16 protein-coding genes are annotated in these 18,049 nt (G+C 72.4%); 6 read left to right on the forward strand and 10 right to left on the reverse strand.

Annotated features, from left to right (window positions below; translation table 11 throughout):
• Positions 1-272: 272 nt before the first annotated feature.
• Together V1634_RS11255 and V1634_RS11260 are read right to left on the reverse strand one after the other, a co-directional pair.
• Complete coding sequence (locus V1634_RS11255; RefSeq protein WP_331207706.1) at positions 273-1,367, reverse strand: zinc-dependent alcohol dehydrogenase; 1,095 nt, start codon at positions 1,365-1,367, stop codon at positions 273-275.
• Positions 1,360-2,343, reverse strand: coding sequence for a Gfo/Idh/MocA family protein (locus V1634_RS11260; protein WP_331207707.1), 984 nt, complete (start codon positions 2,341-2,343; stop codon positions 1,360-1,362). Before V1634_RS11260 ends, V1634_RS11255 begins: the two co-directional genes overlap by 8 nt.
• 218 nt (positions 2,344-2,561) lie before the next feature.
• On the opposite strand from V1634_RS11260, the gene V1634_RS11265 reads away from it, so the two are divergent.
• From V1634_RS11265 to V1634_RS11280, 4 genes are all read left to right on the forward strand, one after another.
• Positions 2,562-3,617 (forward strand): glucosyl-3-phosphoglycerate synthase, encoded by a 1,056-nt coding sequence (locus V1634_RS11265; protein ID WP_407951754.1) that lies wholly within the window; start codon positions 2,562-2,564, stop codon positions 3,615-3,617.
• Positions 3,614-4,771: a glycosyltransferase gene (locus V1634_RS11270; RefSeq protein WP_331207708.1), complete on the forward strand. Its 1,158-nt coding sequence runs from the start codon at positions 3,614-3,616 to the stop codon at positions 4,769-4,771. The genes V1634_RS11265 and V1634_RS11270 overlap by 4 nt, the downstream gene beginning before the upstream one ends.
• A gap of 152 nt (positions 4,772-4,923) precedes the next feature.
• Complete coding sequence (locus tag V1634_RS11275) at positions 4,924-7,443, forward strand: FtsK/SpoIIIE domain-containing protein (protein ID WP_407951755.1); 2,520 nt, start codon at positions 4,924-4,926, stop codon at positions 7,441-7,443.
• 1 nt (position 7,444) lies between these two features.
• Positions 7,445-8,446 (forward strand): hypothetical protein, encoded by a 1,002-nt coding sequence (locus tag V1634_RS11280; protein ID WP_331207710.1) that lies wholly within the window; start codon positions 7,445-7,447, stop codon positions 8,444-8,446.
• Between the two features lie 185 nt (positions 8,447-8,631).
• Here the strand turns inward: V1634_RS11280 and V1634_RS11285 are convergent, their stop codons facing one another.
• The 6 genes from V1634_RS11285 to V1634_RS11310 all read right to left on the reverse strand — a co-directional run bounded on the left by V1634_RS11285 (position 8,632) and on the right by V1634_RS11310 (position 13,185).
• Positions 8,632-9,102, reverse strand: a complete 471-nt coding sequence (locus V1634_RS11285; RefSeq protein WP_331207711.1) for a hypothetical protein — start codon at positions 9,100-9,102, stop codon at positions 8,632-8,634.
• Positions 9,103-9,178: 76 nt separating this feature from the next.
• Entirely contained in the window at positions 9,179-9,679 is a 501-nt protein-coding gene (locus V1634_RS11290) for a hypothetical protein (protein ID WP_331207712.1), read from the reverse strand.
• Entirely contained in the window at positions 9,676-10,197 is a 522-nt protein-coding gene (locus tag V1634_RS11295) for an alpha/beta hydrolase (RefSeq protein ID WP_331207713.1), read from the reverse strand. The genes V1634_RS11290 and V1634_RS11295 overlap by 4 nt, the downstream gene beginning before the upstream one ends.
• A gap of 399 nt (positions 10,198-10,596) precedes the next feature.
• Positions 10,597-11,397 carry a DJ-1/PfpI family protein gene (locus V1634_RS11300; protein ID WP_331207714.1) on the reverse strand — a complete coding sequence of 267 codons (801 nt, stop codon included), beginning with the start codon at positions 11,395-11,397 and terminating at the stop codon, positions 10,597-10,599.
• A 67-nt stretch (positions 11,398-11,464) separates the two neighbouring features.
• The gene (locus V1634_RS11305) at positions 11,465-12,484 is read right to left on the reverse strand and encodes a GlxA family transcriptional regulator (protein WP_331207715.1); all 1,020 of its coding nucleotides are present in this window, start codon (positions 12,482-12,484) and stop codon (positions 11,465-11,467) included.
• Positions 12,485-12,603: 119 nt separating this feature from the next.
• Positions 12,604-13,185: a hypothetical protein gene (locus V1634_RS11310; protein WP_331207716.1), complete on the reverse strand. Its 582-nt coding sequence runs from the start codon at positions 13,183-13,185 to the stop codon at positions 12,604-12,606.
• Positions 13,186-13,464: 279 nt separating this feature from the next.
• Between V1634_RS11310 and V1634_RS11315 the strand changes: the two genes are divergently transcribed.
• Positions 13,465-14,244: a hypothetical protein gene (locus tag V1634_RS11315; RefSeq protein ID WP_331207717.1), complete on the forward strand. Its 780-nt coding sequence runs from the start codon at positions 13,465-13,467 to the stop codon at positions 14,242-14,244.
• A gap of 2 nt (positions 14,245-14,246) precedes the next feature.
• Positions 14,247-15,119, forward strand: a complete 873-nt coding sequence (locus tag V1634_RS11320) for a hypothetical protein (protein ID WP_331207718.1) — start codon at positions 14,247-14,249, stop codon at positions 15,117-15,119.
• A gap of 279 nt (positions 15,120-15,398) precedes the next feature.
• On the opposite strand, the gene leuA is transcribed toward V1634_RS11320, so the two are convergent.
• Together leuA and V1634_RS11330 are read right to left on the reverse strand one after the other, a co-directional pair.
• Entirely contained in the window at positions 15,399-17,153 is a 1,755-nt protein-coding gene (gene leuA / locus V1634_RS11325) for a 2-isopropylmalate synthase (RefSeq protein WP_331207719.1), read from the reverse strand.
• Positions 17,154-17,466: 313 nt separating this feature from the next.
• Positions 17,467-18,012 (reverse strand): nitroreductase family protein, encoded by a 546-nt coding sequence (locus V1634_RS11330; protein ID WP_331207720.1) that lies wholly within the window; start codon positions 18,010-18,012, stop codon positions 17,467-17,469.
• Positions 18,013-18,049 lie beyond the last annotated feature (37 nt).

Below are 18,049 nucleotides of genomic sequence, written 5' to 3' on the forward strand. Positions count from 1 at the left end.
TTTCGAATCGCGGGATAGGGCGGCCGGTCCCCGGTCGAGTGTCTGGTTCGGAGCCTGTCGAGCTGCCCCCGCCGGTGCGCCCACCGGGCCCCGTCGGCCAGCTCGCGCCGGCCAGCGCCGGTGCCCCGTTCGTGCGCCCAGCCCGACAGGACGCCCAGCAGACCCTGCCGGCCGACACCGGCCGGACCCCTGACCCGACCTTGACCCTCGACTCCGACCTGACCCCGTGCCCGACCTGACCGCGCGCTCACCGGCCGCCTCGGCTGCCCCGCTCAGGCGGCGAGGACCGCCTGCGTCTCGTGCCGGCGACCGGCGGCCAGTTCCGTCAGCAACGTGGGCGCCCCGTCGAACGGCACGACCGCCGAGACCAGGTGTTCGCGTACCAGATCGCCGTAGTCGCGGAGCAGGGCGATCGTCTCCGCCGACAGGCGGTCGCGGTCCCAGGTGGGGGCCAGCCCGCGCGGTACCCGGCCGATCTGCGCGCAACGCAGCGACAGCCCGTTGTGGTGGAACTCCTCGCCGAGCCGCACCAGCTCGGCACCACCCTGATAGAAGGCGAGGTCGACGACGGTGCCCTGCGGGCGGAGCAGCCGCAGCGCCAGATGCAGCGCCGACGCCTGACCCCGGCACTGGAAGACCACGTCGGCGCCCCGGTCGTCGACCGCGTGTCGCCAGCGCGTCTTCAGTACCACGGCCGGATCGTCGGCGGTCGGGTCCAACGTCTCCAGGCCGAGCGCCTCGGCCACCGCCCGTCGCTGCGGGGTGGGATCGAGTACCACCACCGAGGCGGCACCGGCCCGCCGGGCGAAGAGCGCCGTCAACAGCGCCACCACCCCCGCCCCGGTCACCGCCACCCGGCGCCCCCGTACCCCGTCGCCGAGGTCCCGCACCCCGCTGCCGTACAGGTCGGCGGCGGCATGCAGCAGCCCGTTGGCGCAGATCGGCCCCATGTGCGCCACGTAGATCCCGAGCAGCGGATCCAGATCGGCCGGCATCGGCACCACCCGGTCGAGGCGCGGGTCGCCCCGGTACGCCGTCCGGTGCCCGTACGTCATCGCCACCACCGCGCCCTCGGCGACCGCCGGGGTACGGCTGCGGGTCACCCGGCCGACCTCCATGTAACCGAGCCGGGTCACCGGGTACGGCGTCGCCGGCGCCCCCTCGACGAAGAGCCCGAGGGTGCCGTCCCAGGCGGCCGACAGGTAGGGGTTGGTGCCCTTGACGTAACTCAGCTCGGTGCCGGCGGAGACCCCGCTGAACAGGGTCTCGACCCGGAACGTGCCGTCGGTCAGCGGCTCCGGCTCCTCGTGGCGGAACGCCACCTCGTGCGGACCGGTGACCACCAGGTTCCGGTCCCGCTCAGACATTCGCCGGCTCCAGCGGCGGTACCCGGACCGGCGCTCCGGTCGCGGCCGACTCGGCGACCGCCAGCGCGAGCAGATGGGTCCGGAGCGCTTCCGGGTAGGGAACCCGGATGTCCGCGCCGATTCCGCGGACCGCGTCGACGAAGGCCCGGTCGACGTCCCGCCGACCCTGCTCCGGGTCGCCGGCGATCCGGCTCTCGCCGTCGCCGTCCCGCACCAGCAGGCCGTCCTCACCGACCGAGAGTGCCAGGCCGTCGGCGTACACCTCCAGGCCGGCCCGGTGCTTCCAGCCCAGCGCGCAGGTGGTGCCGAGCGTGCCCACCGCGCCGGTCGCGAACCGCAGTGCGGCGACGGTCGCGCCGTCGACGTCCGCGTCGGCCACCTCCGGGGGCGTGCCGTTGCCGGCGGCCCAGACCTCCGTCACCTCGCCGACGAGATGCCGGGCCAGGTCGAGCACGTGGGTGGCCTGCTCCACCACCGGCCCGCCGGACCGGTCCCGCCGGGGCCACCAGGCGACCGGGGGTACCTTGTCCAGCCAGCTGCCGGCGACCAGCCGGACGGGCCGGTCGGCGAGGATCCGCCGGGCCTCGTCGACCACGCTCAGGTAGCGCCAGTGGTGGCCGACCGCCGTCACGGCGCCCCGCTCGTCGACGAGCCGGTTGATCCGCAGCGCGGTCTCCCGGTCCAGGGCGAGCGGCTTCTCCACGAAGAGGGCCAGCCCGGCGGCCAGCACCGCCTCCTCGGCCGCACCGTGCGCGAAGGGCGGCACGCAGACGTAGGCCGCGTCCAGTTCCGCCGCGAGCAGTGTGTTCACGTCCGGAAAGAGCCGCGCCCCGGTCGACTCGGCCAGCCGCGCGGCCACCTCCGGCAGCACGTCGGTGACCCCGACGATCCGTACGTCGTCGAAACCCGAGAGCACCCGCGCGTGCCGCTGCGCCACACCGCCCGCACCGATCAGCCCCACCCGGCAGACCCGCATCCTCGACCTCCCACTCCCCGGTCACACCAGATCTTCGCCTTCTCCGGCCCCGGCCAGCGGGAAACCTCGAAGCGGCAGCCGAAACGAAGCGTTCACCGACCCGCCTCGGGACGCCGCCATTTGGAGATCAAGCTGTTAGCCGATCTCGGGTTTGCCCGAGCGGCCCCGGGAAACTGTTCGGCCCGGTGCTCCGGATCGTGACATTGGGGGGTGTGCCCGTGCGGCACTCAGCAGGGACCGTTCCACCCGTCGTGGAGGCGTGGACCACGTACCGTACCGGGAACTCGGCGAAGTGGACGGCACGCCGGCTGCTGAAGATCAAGGGTGCGCAGCGGATCAGCGTGGTGCTTCCGGCCCGCAACGAGGAGGCCACCGTCGGCACGATCGTGGGCACGCTGCGGCGGCACCTGGTCGAGAAGGCCCCGGTCATCGACGAACTGATCGTGGTGGACTCCCGCTCCACCGACGCGACGGCGGCGGTGGCCTCCGCCGCCGGGGCCCGGGTGGTGAGCCAGGACGAGATGACCCGGGGACTGCCCCGGCTCGACGGCAAGGGCGACGCTCTCTGGGCCGGGCTGGCCGCCGCCAGCGGTGACGTCGTCGTCTTCGTCGACGCCGACCTGCGCCGCTTCTCGCCCCGGTTCGTCACCGGGCTGGTCGGGCCGCTGCTCGCCGACCCGAGCGTCGCGTTCGTCAAGGGCTTCTACCACCGTCCGCTGGTCGGCGTCGGCACCGTCGAACCCGACGGTGGTGGCCGGGTGACCGAACTGATGGCCCGCCCCCTGATCAGCATGTTCTGGCCAGAACTGGCCGGCTTCGTCCAGCCGCTCGCCGGGGAGTACGCCGGCCGCCGGGAGATTCTCGAACAGCTCCCGTTCGTCTCCGGGTACGGCGTCGAGATCGCCATGCTGATCGACCTGCTGGACCTGGTCGGCCTGGACGCACTGGCACAGGTCGACCTCGGCGAGCGCCACCACCGGCACCAGGACACCGAGGCGCTGGGCCGGATGTCGGCACAGATCCTCTACACCGTCTGGTCCCGGCTGCACCGGCGCGGACTGGTCGCCGAGCCGGTGCCACCGGCCGCCGCGCTCACCCAGTTCCGGCGCGGCGGTGACCACGCACTTCCCAACCTGGACCGGGAGATCGTCGTCACCGACGTGACGGTCGCCGAACGGCCACCACTGGCGAGCCTGTCCCGGCGGACGCGGATCGCCCGTGGTCGGGCCCGCCGGCTGGCGCCGGCCGTGGCCGGGGCGGTGAACGGCGCGTGAGCCTCACCGTACTGGTCAACGCCGGCCCCTGGCTGCCGGTGCCGCCGAACGGGTACGGCGGGATCGAGAACGTGATCGCCACCCTCGTACCCGAACTGCGCCGGCTCGGCGTACGGGTGGTGCTGGCCACGGTCGGCAGCAGTGAACTGCCGGTGGACGAGCGGCTCGCGGTCTTCGCCGACGGCCAGTTCGGCAGCCTGCAACGGCCGTACAACCAGGCGTGCGGGGTGGTGCAGAGTCACCTGCACGCGGTGGTACGCACCCTGCGGGAACGCGACGACATCGACCTGGTGCACGACCACGTGGAGGCGGCCGGCCTGGCCACCCTGGCCGCGCTCGGCCGGGACGCCCCACCGGTGCTGCACACCCTGCACTGGGACCTGGCCAAGCACCCCGAGCTGTACGGCAACTTCGACGGCGCTGACCGGGTGCGCGTCAACGGCGTCTCCGCCTCGCAGCTCGCCCGGGCTCCGCAGGCGCTGCGCGACCACTCGGTCGGGTACGTCCACCTGGCCACCCCGCTGGCGACCGGTGCGGACCGGCGCAGCCCCGCCGACAAGGGCGGGCACGTCGTGGTGCTCGGCCGGATCAATCCGGGCAAGGGCCAGGACCTGGCCGCCCGGCTGGCCCACCGGGCCGGGTTCGACCTGGTTCTCGCCGGTCCGGTCGGGCCGTACCGGCAGCCGGCCGACCTCGCCGCCGCCGCGGACGATCCGGTCGCGGCGGCCAACCCCGACGTCCGGTTCTGGCGGGAACGGGTCGCCCCGCACGTCGACGGGGTACGGGTGCGCTGGGTCGGCACGGTGGCCGGCCGGCAGCGCGACGAGCTGGTCGCCACCGCCCGGGCCACGCTCTTCCCGCTGCGCTGGGCCGAACCCGGTGGTACGGCCGTGGTCGAGTCCCTCGCCCTCGGCACTCCGGTCGTCGGGCTGGCCGAGGGCTGCCTGCCGGAGTTGATCCAGCACGGTGAGACGGGCCTGCTGACCGGGGACGAGGACGAGTTGGCGGCGCTCGTCCTGGGCGCGGACCGGATCGACCCGCGCCGCTGCCGGGCCGAGGCTGCCCGGCGGTTCACCCCCGAGGTGATGGCCCGGTCCTATCTGGCCCTCTACGAGCGCGTCCGTGCTCTGACCGCCACCCCCGCGCTGACCTGAGCCGGGGTCGGATCCGCAGGTCGTCGAGGGACGGGACGCGGCTCGGGGCCAGCATGGTTCGTTCCCGTGCCGGCTTCGGTTAGTGTTCCGGTGACTACGCGTACCCGACGGTTGGGGGCAGTGTGGGACTCGCAGCCACATTCGGGCGGGCGGTGGCCGCCCACCGGCAGGCCCGGGCGCACCTGGACGCGGCCCGGCACGGGTTGGCCCAGCTCCAGCCGCCGCGCGACTCCGGCGAGACCGCCGACATCGTGGCCCGGCTGCGCCGGGTCGGCGAGGCGGTCAGCGGCGAACCCGAGCCGGCCCGGTTCTTCGCCGGCCCGCTGCCGGTGCGGCTCGGCGTGGCGGACACCGTGGACGGTAGTTTTCCGGCCGTCGTGCCGTTGAGTGGCGGCACCCACCTGGCGATCGACGCCGACGCCCGGGACGGCCGGGTCGCGGCGCTGTTGCGTACCCTGGTGGTCCGGCTGCTCGCCGCCGCGCCGGCGGGCTCGGTCCGGGTGTCCGCCCTGGACAGCGCCGCGCTCGGCGCCACCTTCCTGCCGCTGCGGGTGCTGGTCGAGGCCGGGGCGATGCCGCCGCCGGCCACCACCGAGGCGGAGATCACCGCCGTGCTCGACGCGGCCGAACGGCACGCCCGGGCCGCCCAGCAGGCCACCACCGGCACGCCGGAACTGCTGCTCCTGGTCGCCGCCTCGCTGCCGGAAGGCCGGGAAATCGGTCGGCTCGCCGCGCTCACCCACGCCGGACCGACCGCCGGGATCTGCGTGATCGCGGCCGGATATCCGTCCCGGACGATCGGGGCCGCCCCGCCGCCGCTGGGCGGCACCACGCACGTCCGCCTCGACCCGCAGGGGTACGCCTGGATCGGCGATCCGCCCGGCCACCCGTTCAGTTCGGACGGCACCGGACTCGCCGCCCCGGTACGCCTCGACGGCGAACCGCCGGCCGGCGCGGTCGCGGTGCTGGCCGACCGGCTCGGCGAGGTCTACCGGCGCGAGTCGAGTTTCGAGTTCACCGACCTGCTGCCGGCCCGCCCCTGGGCCGAGTCGTCCGGCAACGGGCTGCGCGCGGTGGTCGGCCGCTCCGGCCGGGAGCCGGTGATCTGCGCCTTCGACGACCAGACCCCGCACTGGCTCGTCGGCGGCCGGACCGGCGCCGGCAAGACCGTCTTCCTGCTCGACGTCCTCTATGGACTCGCCGCCCGCTATTCCCCGGACGAGCTGTCGCTCTATCTGCTCGACTTCAAGGAGGGCGTCAGCTTCACCGAGTTCGTGCCGACCGGCCGTGACCCGTCGTGGATCCCGCACGCCCGGGCGGTCGGCATCGAGTCCGACCGGGAGTACGGCGTCGCCGTGCTCCGCGAGCTGCGCCGCGAGTTGAACCGGCGGGCCTCGGCGCTGAAGCGGCACGGCGTGACCAAACTGGCCGACCTGCCCCGGGACGGCCGGCCGGTACCGAGGATCGTGGCGGTGATCGACGAGTTCCACGTGCTCTTCGCCGGCAACGACGCGGTGGCGAGGGAGGCGGTCTCGCTGCTGGAGGAGTTGGCCCGCAAGGGTCGCTCGTACGGCATCCACCTGGTGCTGGCCAGCCAGAGCATGAGCGGGATCGAGGCGCTCTACGGAAAGACGGACTCGATCTTCGGGCAGTTCCCGCTCCGGGTGGCCCTGCCCGGCGGCGGGGGAGTGCTGGAGGCGCTCAACGACGCCGCCGGGGCGCTGCCGATCGGTTCGGCGATCGTCAACCCGTCCGCCGGGTTGACCGCCGCCAACACCGTCGTCCAGTTCCCGGACGCGCACGCCAGCGCCGCCGAGGTGGCCCGGTTGCGGCACGAGCTGTGGCAGGCCCGCAAGCCGGGCTCGCGGCCACCGGCGGTCTTCCGGGGATACGAGTCGGCGCACGTCGAGGACGATCCGACGTACCGGGGACTGGTCCCGGGCGGACGGCGGCCGTTGGCGCTGGTCGGCCGTACCGTCGACGTGGACCTCACCTCGGCGCTCTTCCCGCTGGACGCCACCCCGGGCCGGCACCTGGCGGTGGTCGGCACCTCGCCGGTCGGGGCGAGCGTGCTGCACGCCGCCACGGTCAGCCTGGCCCGGCAGCACGCTCCGGGCGGCGCCCGGTTCCTGGTCGCGCCGCTGGTCGCGGTCGCCGACGAGGTCGCCGAGGAGACGATCGCCGCGCTGACCGGCGCCGGGCACCCCGTCGACCGGCTCGACGCCGCCGGACTCCGCGAGGAGCTGCGCAAGCTCGCCGCCCAGCCGGCCGACGGGCCGCCGGCCGCCCGGACCTTCCTGGTCGGGTACGGCATGGACGGTGCCAGCGGCATCCTCGGCGTCCGGGACGAGAACTACCGGTCCGGGCTGGACGACCTCCAGGCGGTGCTCCGGCAGGGCCCGGCGTACGGGGTGCACCTGCTCGGCTGGTGGCGCGGGCTGCGCCGGCTCTCCGACGACATCGGCGGGTCGAGCAACCGGGACGACGTCGCCTGCCTGGTCGCGCTGAACGTGCCCGGCCCGGAGCTGGGCATGTATCTCGGGCTGCACGACCTGGCCTACACCCCGAGGGCGAACCGGGCGCTGCTGGTCGACCGGCACGACCAGCGGGTACGCCTGATCGTGCCGTTCGTGCGGGCCGGTCACGAGCACGACGACGAGGAGGGGAGCTGAGGTGGCGAGCTTCGCCGAGTACGCGGCCCTGGCCCGGCACCTGCACGAACTGCGCCGCAGCGGCGAGCGGACCGCCGCCCAGCTCGCCGAGGCGCGCGGGACGACCGGTGCCGCCGCCGACCGGCTCGACCAGCGGCTGGCGGTGCAGCAGCAGCGGTTGACCGCGCTCGGCCAGATGATCGGCAGGTCCGTCCCGACCGCCCCGCCGATGCCCGCCCCGCCGATGCCCGGCCCGCCGCCCCCGGGAGCCGGCTACTATCCGCCACCCGGCTCACCCGGCCAGCCCACCGTGCCGGCCCAGTATGCCGGACCGGACCACCTCGACCCGCCCGAGCAGGCGTCCCCGCCGGCCCACACCTATCGGCCGAGCGGTTCCGGCAGTTCCGCCCCGGGCGGCGAGCCGGGTCCGGGGGATCCGGCGGCCGGTGCGGCGTACCCGGAGCTGCCGGCCGGTCCGGCGCGGCGCGCGCTGCCGGCGACCCCGGCGGCCGGCCCGGTGCCCGGCCCGCGACTGCCCCCGGACGTGTCGCCGTCCGGCGTCGGCCCGGTCTCCGGCGCGGGCCCGGGGATGCCGCCGGCCCAGCCGGTCAATCCGCTGCGCGAGTTGGAACTGGCCCGGCAGTCGGCGGACGGCGCCGACGTGCTGATCGTGCAGACCGAGACGATGGCCCAGCAGGCGCCGCTCTTCCCGTCGATGTCACCGCTGGCGCGGGCGACGACGGTCTACCTGATCTGCGCCGGGCTGCTCACCGGGCTCATCTGGATCGTGCTCACCGTCGCCGAGGTGAAGGGCACGAAGGGCCTGGACGCCGGCACCGTCGGGGTCTTCTCGTGGAGCTGCGCCGGGCTGCCGACGATGGTCTTCTTCCTCGGCTATCTCGCGCTCAGCGTCTGGGGCAAGCCCCGGATGATCGTCGGCCGTCCCGCCCGGTACGCCCGGCTCGGTTTCCTGATCTGCTTCCTGGCCGCCCCGTTCGCCTTCCTCACCTACTACCTGGTGTGAGGCTGTCCCGCCTGCCGGGGTCAGTGCCGGGGCGCGGCCCGGCGCCGACGCGGCAGCGCGGTGAGCATCACCAGTACGGTGATGGCGAGCGCCGCCGAATAGCCGGTACCGGCGGCGACGGCCTTGCGCGCCAAGTCGTCCGCTGCTTCGTCGGCTGCGGTGCCGGTGTGGTGTCTCCCCGGCGGTCAGTCGTCGTCGTAGAACTTCAGGCCGCAGGACCGGCACTCCCGGCCCCACCAGTCCTCGTGCCAGTCGTGCCTCTCGTCGAGGTGCGCGATGTCGCCGCAGACGAGGCAGAGGGCGACGTAGCGGCAGTCGTAGACGTCGTAGCCCTTGCGCCGATGCTCCGGGACGTCTCCCAGATGGACGCTGCGCGCGTCCGTTGTGTGCGTGAGCCAGCGCTGCTCGTGCCCGCACCGACCGCAGACCTTGACCTGCTCACAGAGTCGGTCCCCGTCGCCGGCCTCGCCGTACTCGTGCAGCGTCCGGGCGGGCAGCCGCCGCCGGCCGCAGTCGCAGCGCGGCTGTCGACGGCACGGGTTGGTTGGGTCGACCGGCGTCAGGTGTGGCATCTCCGGTTCGGTGTGCAGGGTGAGCAGGCACATCGTCCGGCGGAACCATCCGACGGCCTGCCTCGGTGGTCCAGGTGAACCCATCGGCGACCTCCCGACCAGTTGTCCGCGCCGAGGAACGTCCCGGCCACGGCATGTCGATCGAACGGGTCCGCGTCGACTAGCCCGGGTACTTCCCGTCCGGTGAGCGGACGCAGGGGGACAGCACGATGAGGGCGATCCAGACCCGGTCACCGGAGGTCGTCCAGGAGAACTGGAAGCCGTCGGCGGGGTTGACGAGATCCAACTCGGCACCGGCGCCCCCGGGCAGGACCCGGAAATTCTTGAGTTCGTACCCCTTCGCGGTCCACTCGTCGCGGAGCCGTTCCAGCACCACGGTATGGCGCTCGACGGGGAGCGTCACGTGACTGAACCCGGAGACGTGGAAGACGGCGTCGTCGCGGTACCCGTCGCAGGGTGCCGGTCCGACCGACGGCGCCGGATCCGAGGTGCCCTCGCCGATCGCCTCCGTGGCAGCACCGAGGTGCGCGCGGGTCGCCGCCTCAGCGTCCGCTCTCGACTGGCTCTGCACCGTCGGATCCTTCCTGTCGTCGGGACCCGAGCAGCCGGCGAGGACCGCCAGCACGGCGGAGACCGCCACAACTGCGGCGCGTACCCTCATCGCGGCGACTGCCCATGATCGAGAGTCACCTGGTCGTAGAGGCCGAGCACGATCCGGCCCTGGTTCTTCAGGTTCTCACTGCCCGGCGTCCAGTAGCCGCTGTGCCCAGACGTGTCCACCTGATAGCGGTTGGCGCCGAAATCCTGGTCGGTCGGTTCGTTGTCGTGGACCCCCGGAATGCTGCCCGTCCTGCCGGTCATCGGATCGTTCGCCGCGCCACCCGCCCAGACGTGTCGGAGATCGAGTTGGAGTTCTTCGGCGGTGCCCACCGACATGCCGGGGCTGCCGGCCGTCACGGTGTCGTGCACGGCCAGGCCGTCGCCTCGGCTGGCCGCCTCGCCCACCACCACGCTGCCGTAGCTGTGCCCGATCACGGTGGTGTGGCTCGGTCCAGGATCGTGTGCGGTGTTCAGGCCGTCGACGACTCTGTCCAAGGCCGGGGCGCCGACCTCGGCGTGCCCCGCACCCATCGCGCTGGTGTCGAATCCCGGGGCGTCGTAGCCGAGCCAGGCGATCACCGAGACCCCGCCCGCCGTCGCCGCCGATCTGCTGTGCCGCTCGTTTTACCTCGGTAGCCCGGTCGATCTGCCGGTAGTCACGGGCGCACAGGCGCAGGCCCTCGGTCAGCGCGTCCAGCCGCTGTCGCAGCCCGCCCAGGTCGTCCTCCCACCAGTGCAGCAGATTCTCCAGCGGAGTTCCGGTCTGCCAGCCGCGGCAACTCCCGGACCACCTGGGTGGTCTCCGGCTCCACATCCGTCAACTCCCGGTCCAGGCCCGCCCGCAGGTCGGCCGTAACGCCGGCCTTCGCCTCAAGCAGTGCCGGGTCGACTCGTACTTCCGTAGCCATCGACACCCCTCCCCGGGCCGGAGGGTAGTAGGGCAGGCACAATACGTTACTTTTGTTGAGTCGGCGGCGACTAGCTGAGCACCTCGCGGACACGCTCCCGTTCCGGCAGGAACGAACGCCGGAGCAGCTCCTCGTCCTCGGCCGGCAGGTTGTCGACATCGCCGTAGTCGAACGGCGGTTCGGGGTCGTACTCCAGGAATGCCTGCCCCATTCCGGCGGCCCGCTCACCCCACAGGCGTGCCGCCACCACCAGCGCGGCATCCATCCCGGCGGAGATTCCGGCGCTGGTGACGATCCTGCCGTCGACGACCCAGCGTTGCCGCTTGAACCGCGCGCCGCACAGGGGCAGCTCTTCGGCGAACGCCCAGTACGTCGTCGCCGCGCGCCCGCGCAGGATGCCGGCGGCGCCCATCAACAGCACCCCGGTACAGATCCCGAACGTGATCCGGGTGAACGGATGCACCGCGCGGATGTAGTCCAGGATGCCGGGGTCCTGCATCAGCCTGCTCGGCTGCCCGGGGCCGGGCACCACCAGCACATCCGGACGGCGGAGCGTGTCGAAGGTGGCGGTGGGCAGGAACGCCAGCCCGTCACCGCCGGGGATCGGCGCCAGGTCGGGGCCGACGAAGTGCAGCCGGGCCGGTCGCGCGCCCGTGCGGATGGTGGCGCCGAGCACGCCCAGCGGGCCGATCAGGTCGAGCGGCACCACCCCCGGGAAGACCATGAAGGCGATGTCGAGGGGCTCCTCGGCGCCGCCGGCCGGTCCCGCCTGTCGGGCGGCGGCTGGTCGTCCGCCGCCCAGGGTGAGGCCGGTCGCCGCGAGCACGGCGCCGAGCGCCAGCATCTGTCGCCGGTTCGGGTTTTCAGGCATGGTTCTACCTCGCTCCTGTCTCGGGTGGTTTTCGGGAGGGTCTCGGGTGGGTCTTCGGGACGGGTGGTCAGCTGACCGGCGGTACTCCGCCGGGCGGCCGTCGGCCGAGGTCCGGGTGGAACTGCTGGCGGTATTCGCTCGGGGACGTGCCCAGGAGACTGTGGAAGGCCCGCCGCATCGTCTCGACGCTACGGAAGCCGCACTGCTTGGCCACCACCTCGACGGGATCGTCGCCGGCTTCGAGGAGTTGCTGGGCGGCCTCGACCCGGATCTGCTGGACGTACCGGCCGGGGCTGGTGCCGAGCACCTGGGTGAACAGTCGCGACAGGTGGCGCGGGCTGACCGCGGCGCGGGCGGCCATCGCGTCCAGCGAGTGGTCCGCGTCCGGCTGCTCGGCGACCGCGTCGAGCACCACCCGCAGCGCAGACTGCCGCGAATGCCTGGTCCGGCCGCGCACGGAGAGCTGCGACTGGCCGGCCGGCCGTTGCAGGAAGACCACCAGCCAGTGCGCGACCTGGCGGGCGAGCGCGGGACCGTGGTCCTGCTCGACCAGCGCCAATGCGAGATCGATGCCGGCGGTGACGCCCGCGGCGGTGAAGATCCGGCCGTCGCGTACGAAGATGCCGTCGGACTCGACGGTGACCGTCGGGTACCGCTCGGCCAGTTCGCGGCAGTGGGCCCAGTGGGTCGTGGCCCGCCTGCCGTCGAGCAGGCCCGCCTCGGCCAGTACGAAGGCGCCGACGCAGACCGACGCCACGACCGCGCAGTGCTCGTGCAGGCGTCGCACCGCGCGGGCCAGCGGTTCCTGCGCACCGCCGGCCGGCGAGGGATCGCAGCCGGCCACCATCAGGATGTGCACCGGACCGGGGAGCGTGTCCACGGCCGCGTGCGCGCTGAGCTGGACACCCTCCCGGGTCTGCACCGGCAGCCCGCCGGGTGACGCCAGCCGGACCCGGTAGCCGGCACCGAGCTTGGCGGCCAGGGCGAAGACCTGTAACGGCCCGGCGATGTCCAACAGCACCGCACCGTCTCCGGCCGCGACGACCACGTCCCGACGGCCGTCGTGGCGGGCGGATGAAATGCTCATGCGGCGAGTATTGGGGGGCGTCTCGGCCCCGGACAACGACCGCCGTCCCACAGATCCGGCCACGATCGCCGGGAACCCGGACCGCCCACCGGACGACGCTGGCGGAAAATGCGGCCCGTTCACGGTGCCGGATGGTGGCGCCGCACCTGCGAGGCCCGCCAGCCGTAGTCGAAATTCTGCGTGAACTGGCGCCACAGGGTGGAACGGCCGTTGTTCCTGATCTCGAGCATCGGCCCCGCCGACGATGTCCCGTGGTTCACGTAGAAGCCGACGAACATGACCTCGTCACCGATCTGGTAAATGGGCCCGAAGGGCAGGAAGTCATAGAGGCGGATCTCCAGATCGACCTCACCGACGCGTCGACCCGATCCCGGTGTCCCGCTCTGGTCGTCGTGCACCATCTGCTTCAACCGCACCAGATCGGCCATCGTGGATCTGATCTTCTCTGCGCTCGCCGTGGCCGAGATGCCACGCAACCGTACTCGCGCGGCGAGCAGGTCAGGCGGTGGATCCAGTTTCTCGCCCGGGTCCATCAGCAGTACGCGCAGGGCGAACCGCTTGTGCTGCTGGAGGTAGAGACCGCAGAGCGCGGCGACGAAGTTCTCCTCGGGAAACCAGGTCTGCTGTATCCGGATGACGGCATCCTCCGGTGCCTTTTCCAGTGCCTTGTGGATCCGCCCGTAGTCCCACCGGTCGTGCACGACGACGGACCGGGATTCGATGCTGGCCAGTCCGAACGCGGAAAGAATCTGCCGTCCTGGTCGACGGCTCAGGGTGCGGCACCCCCGCCCCGGAATCGTCCGGTCATCGGCGTCCGGCCGAACGTCCGAGGTGGTTCTCCGGAAAGCGACCGGCGAGCCCCGGTCTCTTCGGCGTCGCGTCCAGTCGTTGTCCAGTCGTGCTTGGCAGGGTGACTCCGGAATCAGTGCCGCATCGACGGGCCTGGCCCTGGTCGCGGCCACAGCGGAGGGAGGACCTAGGTGAGAGCCAGATTGTTACGCGGCATTGCCGTGGCGGCGCTGGCGGTGGTGGTGGCCCTGCCCGGTACGGCCACGTCGGCACAGGCGACCGTCGGCGTCGATGCGATCAGGAAGGTGGGTCGGATCGCCTTCAGCCTGTTCCTGGACGCCCGTGCGGGCGAACTGACCGAACAGCAGCTCTTCCAGGCGCTACAGGAGTTCGTCGGGGCGGTCGGCGAGGCCGAGGACGCCATCCTCACGCATCTGGACGCGGTCGCCGCGGCCCCGTGGGTCGGCGCGGCCGAGCACGCGATCCTGGAGGTCCCGTCCCTGCCCCTGCTCACCGAGGACGCCTTGCTGGACTACGCGCTGGAGGTCGCCCTGCACGCGCGCCAGGCCAAGAGCGTCTTCGATGCCGTCGAATCCCCGGCCGAGGCCGACCACCTCGGCTTCGCCATCTATTCGCTCTATTCCGTCGGACTGGAGGCGCGGATCGCGGCCGGGCTCGGTACGGCCACCTACATGCCGAACTACCGGGCGGCGATGCAGGCGATCGTCGACCGGCTCAAGCCGAGGTGCGTCTCCCGGGAGGGCGACATGGACTGGCATCCGTCGATCTACCACGTGGTGTACGAGTGCTCCACCCCGCACGGCACGCGCACCTTCCAGGACTACCAGGTCAACGGCGAGTGGCGGGAGGGGCCGTGGACCACGGCGACGGTCGAGGCCGCGGCCGGCGCCGGTACGAGCTGGGAACTGGCCAGGGAGACCCTGCAACGGATGAACGACGGAGGAGTCTGACGATGAGGGCCAGGTTGAGGAGGGCGGCGACCCGGGGGCTGGTCGCCACGGTGGCGGTCACCGGGCTGGCGGTGCCGGTCGCCCCGCGCCCCGCGCAGGCGGTGGACCCGGGCACGATCATCCAGGTGGCACAGTTCGCCTACGCGGCGTACTCGTTCTACAACGACTCGAAGAGCGGCGGGCTGACCCTGGACCAGGCGGTGACGCTGATGATCAGCGAGGTCCGCCGTTCCGAGCAGGCGATCAAGAACCACATGGACGCGTTGACCGTCGCCGAGGTCCGGGGCTGTACCGAGCACGCCATGCTGGAGTTCGTCGAGAGCCAGGACTTCCCGATGAGCCTCAAGCAGCGGTTCGCGCAGGACGCCACCGCCTGCGTCACCGCGATCAACGTCCGTTACGACGTGGTCGGACAGAACTTCAACTTCGAGGCGATGCGCGACCTCGGGGTGCTGCTCGTCTCGCTCGGACCGGTCGCGTTGGCGGCACGGGCGCAGGGCAACCTACAGACCGCGCAACTGGAGCAGTACCTGATCGCCGCCTTCACCAAGATGCAGGCCACGTTCCAGGTGTTCTGCCACGAGTACTTCGACCGGTTCTTCCTGCCCATCCCGAACGAGGAGGAGGTGTGGCAGGTCTACCCGGAACTCTTCATCCCCGGCTACTTCCAGTGCGTCGAGCACGGGGGCGGACCGATGGCGGGCCGGCACGAGTACGCGTTGTGGCGCTGGGGTGCCTTCGCCGGGTACCCCGATCCGGCCAACCCCGGCCGGATGCTGAGCCACTATCCGCACTACCCGGCGCTGCGCGAGGAACTCGCCCGTAGGTCGCTCTCCGGAATGCTCGCCGCGGCCGTCACCGAGCTACGGTCCTGATCCGAGCAACCGCGGTGCTGAGCCGAGCAACTACGGTCCTGACCGGATAGCCGGGGTCCTGACCGAGCCGTGGTCCCGACCCGACGACGGGGGGGCGCGGGGGGGGGGGGGGGGGCCGCGGGGGGGGGGGGGGGCCCCCCGGGCGCGGGGGGGGGGGGGGGGCGGGGCGGGGGGGGGGGGGGGGGGGGGGGGGGGGGGGGGGGCGGGCCCCCCCGGCGCCCCCCCCACGACGCGGCTGTTCAGGGCAGGGTGTGACCCTGGTTCAGGCGGCCGGGCGACTCAGCGCAGGGCGCGGTTGACGGCGCTGGTCACCGCGCGGACCGAGGCGGTCACGATGTTGGCGTCGAGTCCGACGCCCCAGACCGTACGGCCGTCGACCTCGCACTCCACGTACGCGGCGGCCTGGGCGTCGCCGCCCGAGGACATCGCGTGCTCGTGGTAGTCGAGGACGCGTACCTGCACGTCGAACGCCTGCAACGCGTTGACGTACGCGTCGATCGGGCCGTTACCGGTCGCCGAGAGCGACCGGCTCTCGCCGCCGAACCGGGCGTCGACGTCGATCTCGACCTTGCCGTCGGCGGTGCCGATGGTGTAGCCCTCGACCTGGACGGCCGGCTCCCGCTGCTGGTCGACGAGGTATTCCTCGGCGAAGAGCCGCCACATCCGGCCCGGCTCCACCTCGCCGCCGCCGTCGTCGGTGACCCGCTGCACCACCCCGGAGAACTCGATCTGGAGCCGCCGGGGCAGGTCCAGCTGGTGCTCCGTCTTCATGATGTACGCCACGCCGCCCTTGCCGGACTGCGAGTTGACCCGGATCACCGCCTCGTAGGTGCGGCCCAGGTCCTTCGGGTCGATCGGCAGGTAGGGCACCGCCCAGCCGAACCGGTCGATCGGCACCCCGGCCGACTCCGCGTCGGCGGCCAGCGCGTCGAAGCCCTTGTTGATCGCGTCCTGGTGCGAACCGGAGAAGGCGGTGTAGACCAGGTCACCCGCGTACGGGTGCCGCTCGTGCACCGGCAGCTGGTTGCAGTACTCGACGGCCCGCTTGATCTCGTCGATGTTGGAGAAGTCGATCTCCGGGTCGACGCCCTGCGAGAAGAGGTTCAGCCCCAGCGTGACCAGGTCGACGTTGCCGGTGCGCTCGCCGTTGCCGAAGAGGCAGCCCTCGACCCGGTCGGCCCCGGCCAGCAGCCCCAGCTCGGCGGCGGCGACCCCGGTACCCCGGTCGTTGTGCGGGTGCAGCGAGAGGATCACGCTCTCCCGCCGGGGCAGGTTGCGGTGCATCCACTCGATCGAGTCGGCGTAGACGTTCGGGGTGGCCATCTCGACGGTCGCCGGCAGGTTGATGATCAGCGGCCGGTCCGGGGTCGGGTCGATAACCTCGATCACCGCGGCGCAGACCTCCAGGGCGTAGTCGAGCTCCGTCCCGGTGTAGGACTCCGGCGAGTACTCGTAGAAGACGTCGGTGTCCGGGGCGTGGATCTCGTGGTATTTCTGGCACAGCCGGGCGCCGGAGGTGGCGATGTCGGTGATCCCGGCCCTGTCCAGCCCGAAGACGACCCGGCGCTGGAGGGTCGAGGTGGAGTTGTAGAAGTGCACGATCGCGCGCCTCGCACCCCGGATCGCCTCGAAGGTGCGGTCGATCAGGTGCTCCCGGCACTGGGTCAGCACCTGGATCGTGACGTCCTCCGGGATCAGGTCCTGCTCGATCAGCTGCCGGACGAAGTCGAAGTCCGTCTGGCTGGCCGACGGGAAGCCGACCTCGATCTCCTTGTAGCCCATCTGCACCAGGAGCTGGAACATCCGTCGCTTGCGCTCCGGCGACATCGGGTCGATCAGGGCCTGGTTGCCGTCGCGCAGATCGACCGCGCACCACCGGGGGGCCGCCTCGATGCGCCGGGTCGGCCACTGCCGGTCGGGCAGGTCGATCGCGAACTGCTGCTGGTAGGGCTGGTAACGCTGGAACGGCATGCGGCTGGGCCGCTGCCGGGCTATCGGATCAGCGTCGGTGGTGGTGCCGGCAGGTTGTGCCATGGCGGAAAGCTCCCGTGGTCATGTGGCGTGAGCGCCGAGTGTCAGATCGAGATGTCAGATCTTCGAGCTGGATCCGGTGTCGGATCTTCGCGTCGGATCTTGGAAAGAGGCTGGCCGCGACGGGGTCCGGCCGGAATGCAGGACGGCGCGCTTCAACTCCGCGACGAGGTGCCGGCCTGGGAAGCCTCGTCGCGGCAGCGAAGGAGCAGGGCCTGCCACATGACAAAGTCACCTTAAGCGCTCGACGAGCGATCGGGTAAGCGTAGTCCGCAATTTGAGAAGAGCCCAGGTGGTGACGGGTGGGCCGGGCGAATCAGCGCAGCATCAGCTCGGCCAGCGGGCGGCGCTGGCGCAGGCCGATCTCCCGGGCCCGCAGGTCCTCGGGGAGGGAGTACGGGTCACCGAGCCGGCCGACCGCGACCACCACGTGCGGGCGTACCTCGGCGGAGAGTTCCAGGTCGGCCCGGAGCCCGGCGGCGTCGAAGCCGGAGATCTGCCGTACGTAGAGGCGCAGCGCGGTGGCCTGGACCGTGAGATGCGCCACCGCCTGGCCGAGGTCGTACGCGGCGTGCGGGAGTGGCCCGCCGCTCGGCCCGGTGGTGGCGTGCGCGCCGAGCAGCAGCGCCGAGGCCCGTCCGGCCCAGCGCTGGTTGCCGGTGGAGAGGTTGGTCAGGATCCGCTTGAACGCCTCGTCGTCGCGGCGCCCCAGCAGGAAGCGCCAGGGTTGGGTGTTGTCGGCGGACGGGGCCCAGCGGGCCGCCTCCAGCAGGGACGTGACCTCGGCGTCGGTGAGGTCGGCGACCGGGTCGAAGGCGTGCGGACTCCACCGGGTCGCCAGTATCGGCGAGAGCTGGGCCATGGTGCCGAGTGTGCCGTATCGGGCACTCTGTCCCTAC

It is taken from the genome of Plantactinospora veratri (assembly GCF_036421995.1).
Lineage (GTDB): Bacteria > Actinomycetota > Actinomycetes > Mycobacteriales > Micromonosporaceae > Plantactinospora > Plantactinospora veratri.

What these genes read in the sequence shown, in the direction of transcription:
- V1634_RS11285 (WP_331207711.1), bottom strand. Translation starts at nt 9,102, where the DNA reads ATGGGTTCACCTGGACCACCGAGGCAGGCCGTCGGATGGTTCCGCCGG.
- V1634_RS11305 (WP_331207715.1), bottom strand. Translation starts at nt 12,484, where the DNA reads ATGAGCATTTCATCCGCCCGCCACGACGGCCGTCGGGACGTGGTCGTC.
- V1634_RS11320 (WP_331207718.1), top strand. Translation starts at nt 14,247, where the DNA reads ATGAGGGCCAGGTTGAGGAGGGCGGCGACCCGGGGGCTGGTCGCCACG.
- V1634_RS11300 (WP_331207714.1), bottom strand. Translation starts at nt 11,397, where the DNA reads ATGCCTGAAAACCCGAACCGGCGACAGATGCTGGCGCTCGGCGCCGTG.
- V1634_RS11255 (WP_331207706.1), bottom strand. Translation starts at nt 1,367, where the DNA reads ATGTCTGAGCGGGACCGGAACCTGGTGGTCACCGGTCCGCACGAGGTG.
- V1634_RS11260 (WP_331207707.1), bottom strand. Translation starts at nt 2,343, where the DNA reads ATGCGGGTCTGCCGGGTGGGGCTGATCGGTGCGGGCGGTGTGGCGCAG.
- V1634_RS11330 (WP_331207720.1), bottom strand. Translation starts at nt 18,012, where the DNA reads ATGGCCCAGCTCTCGCCGATACTGGCGACCCGGTGGAGTCCGCACGCC.
- leuA (WP_331207719.1), bottom strand. Translation starts at nt 17,153, where the DNA reads ATGGCACAACCTGCCGGCACCACCACCGACGCTGATCCGATAGCCCGG.
- V1634_RS11290 (WP_331207712.1), bottom strand. Translation starts at nt 9,679, where the DNA reads ATGAGGGTACGCGCCGCAGTTGTGGCGGTCTCCGCCGTGCTGGCGGTC.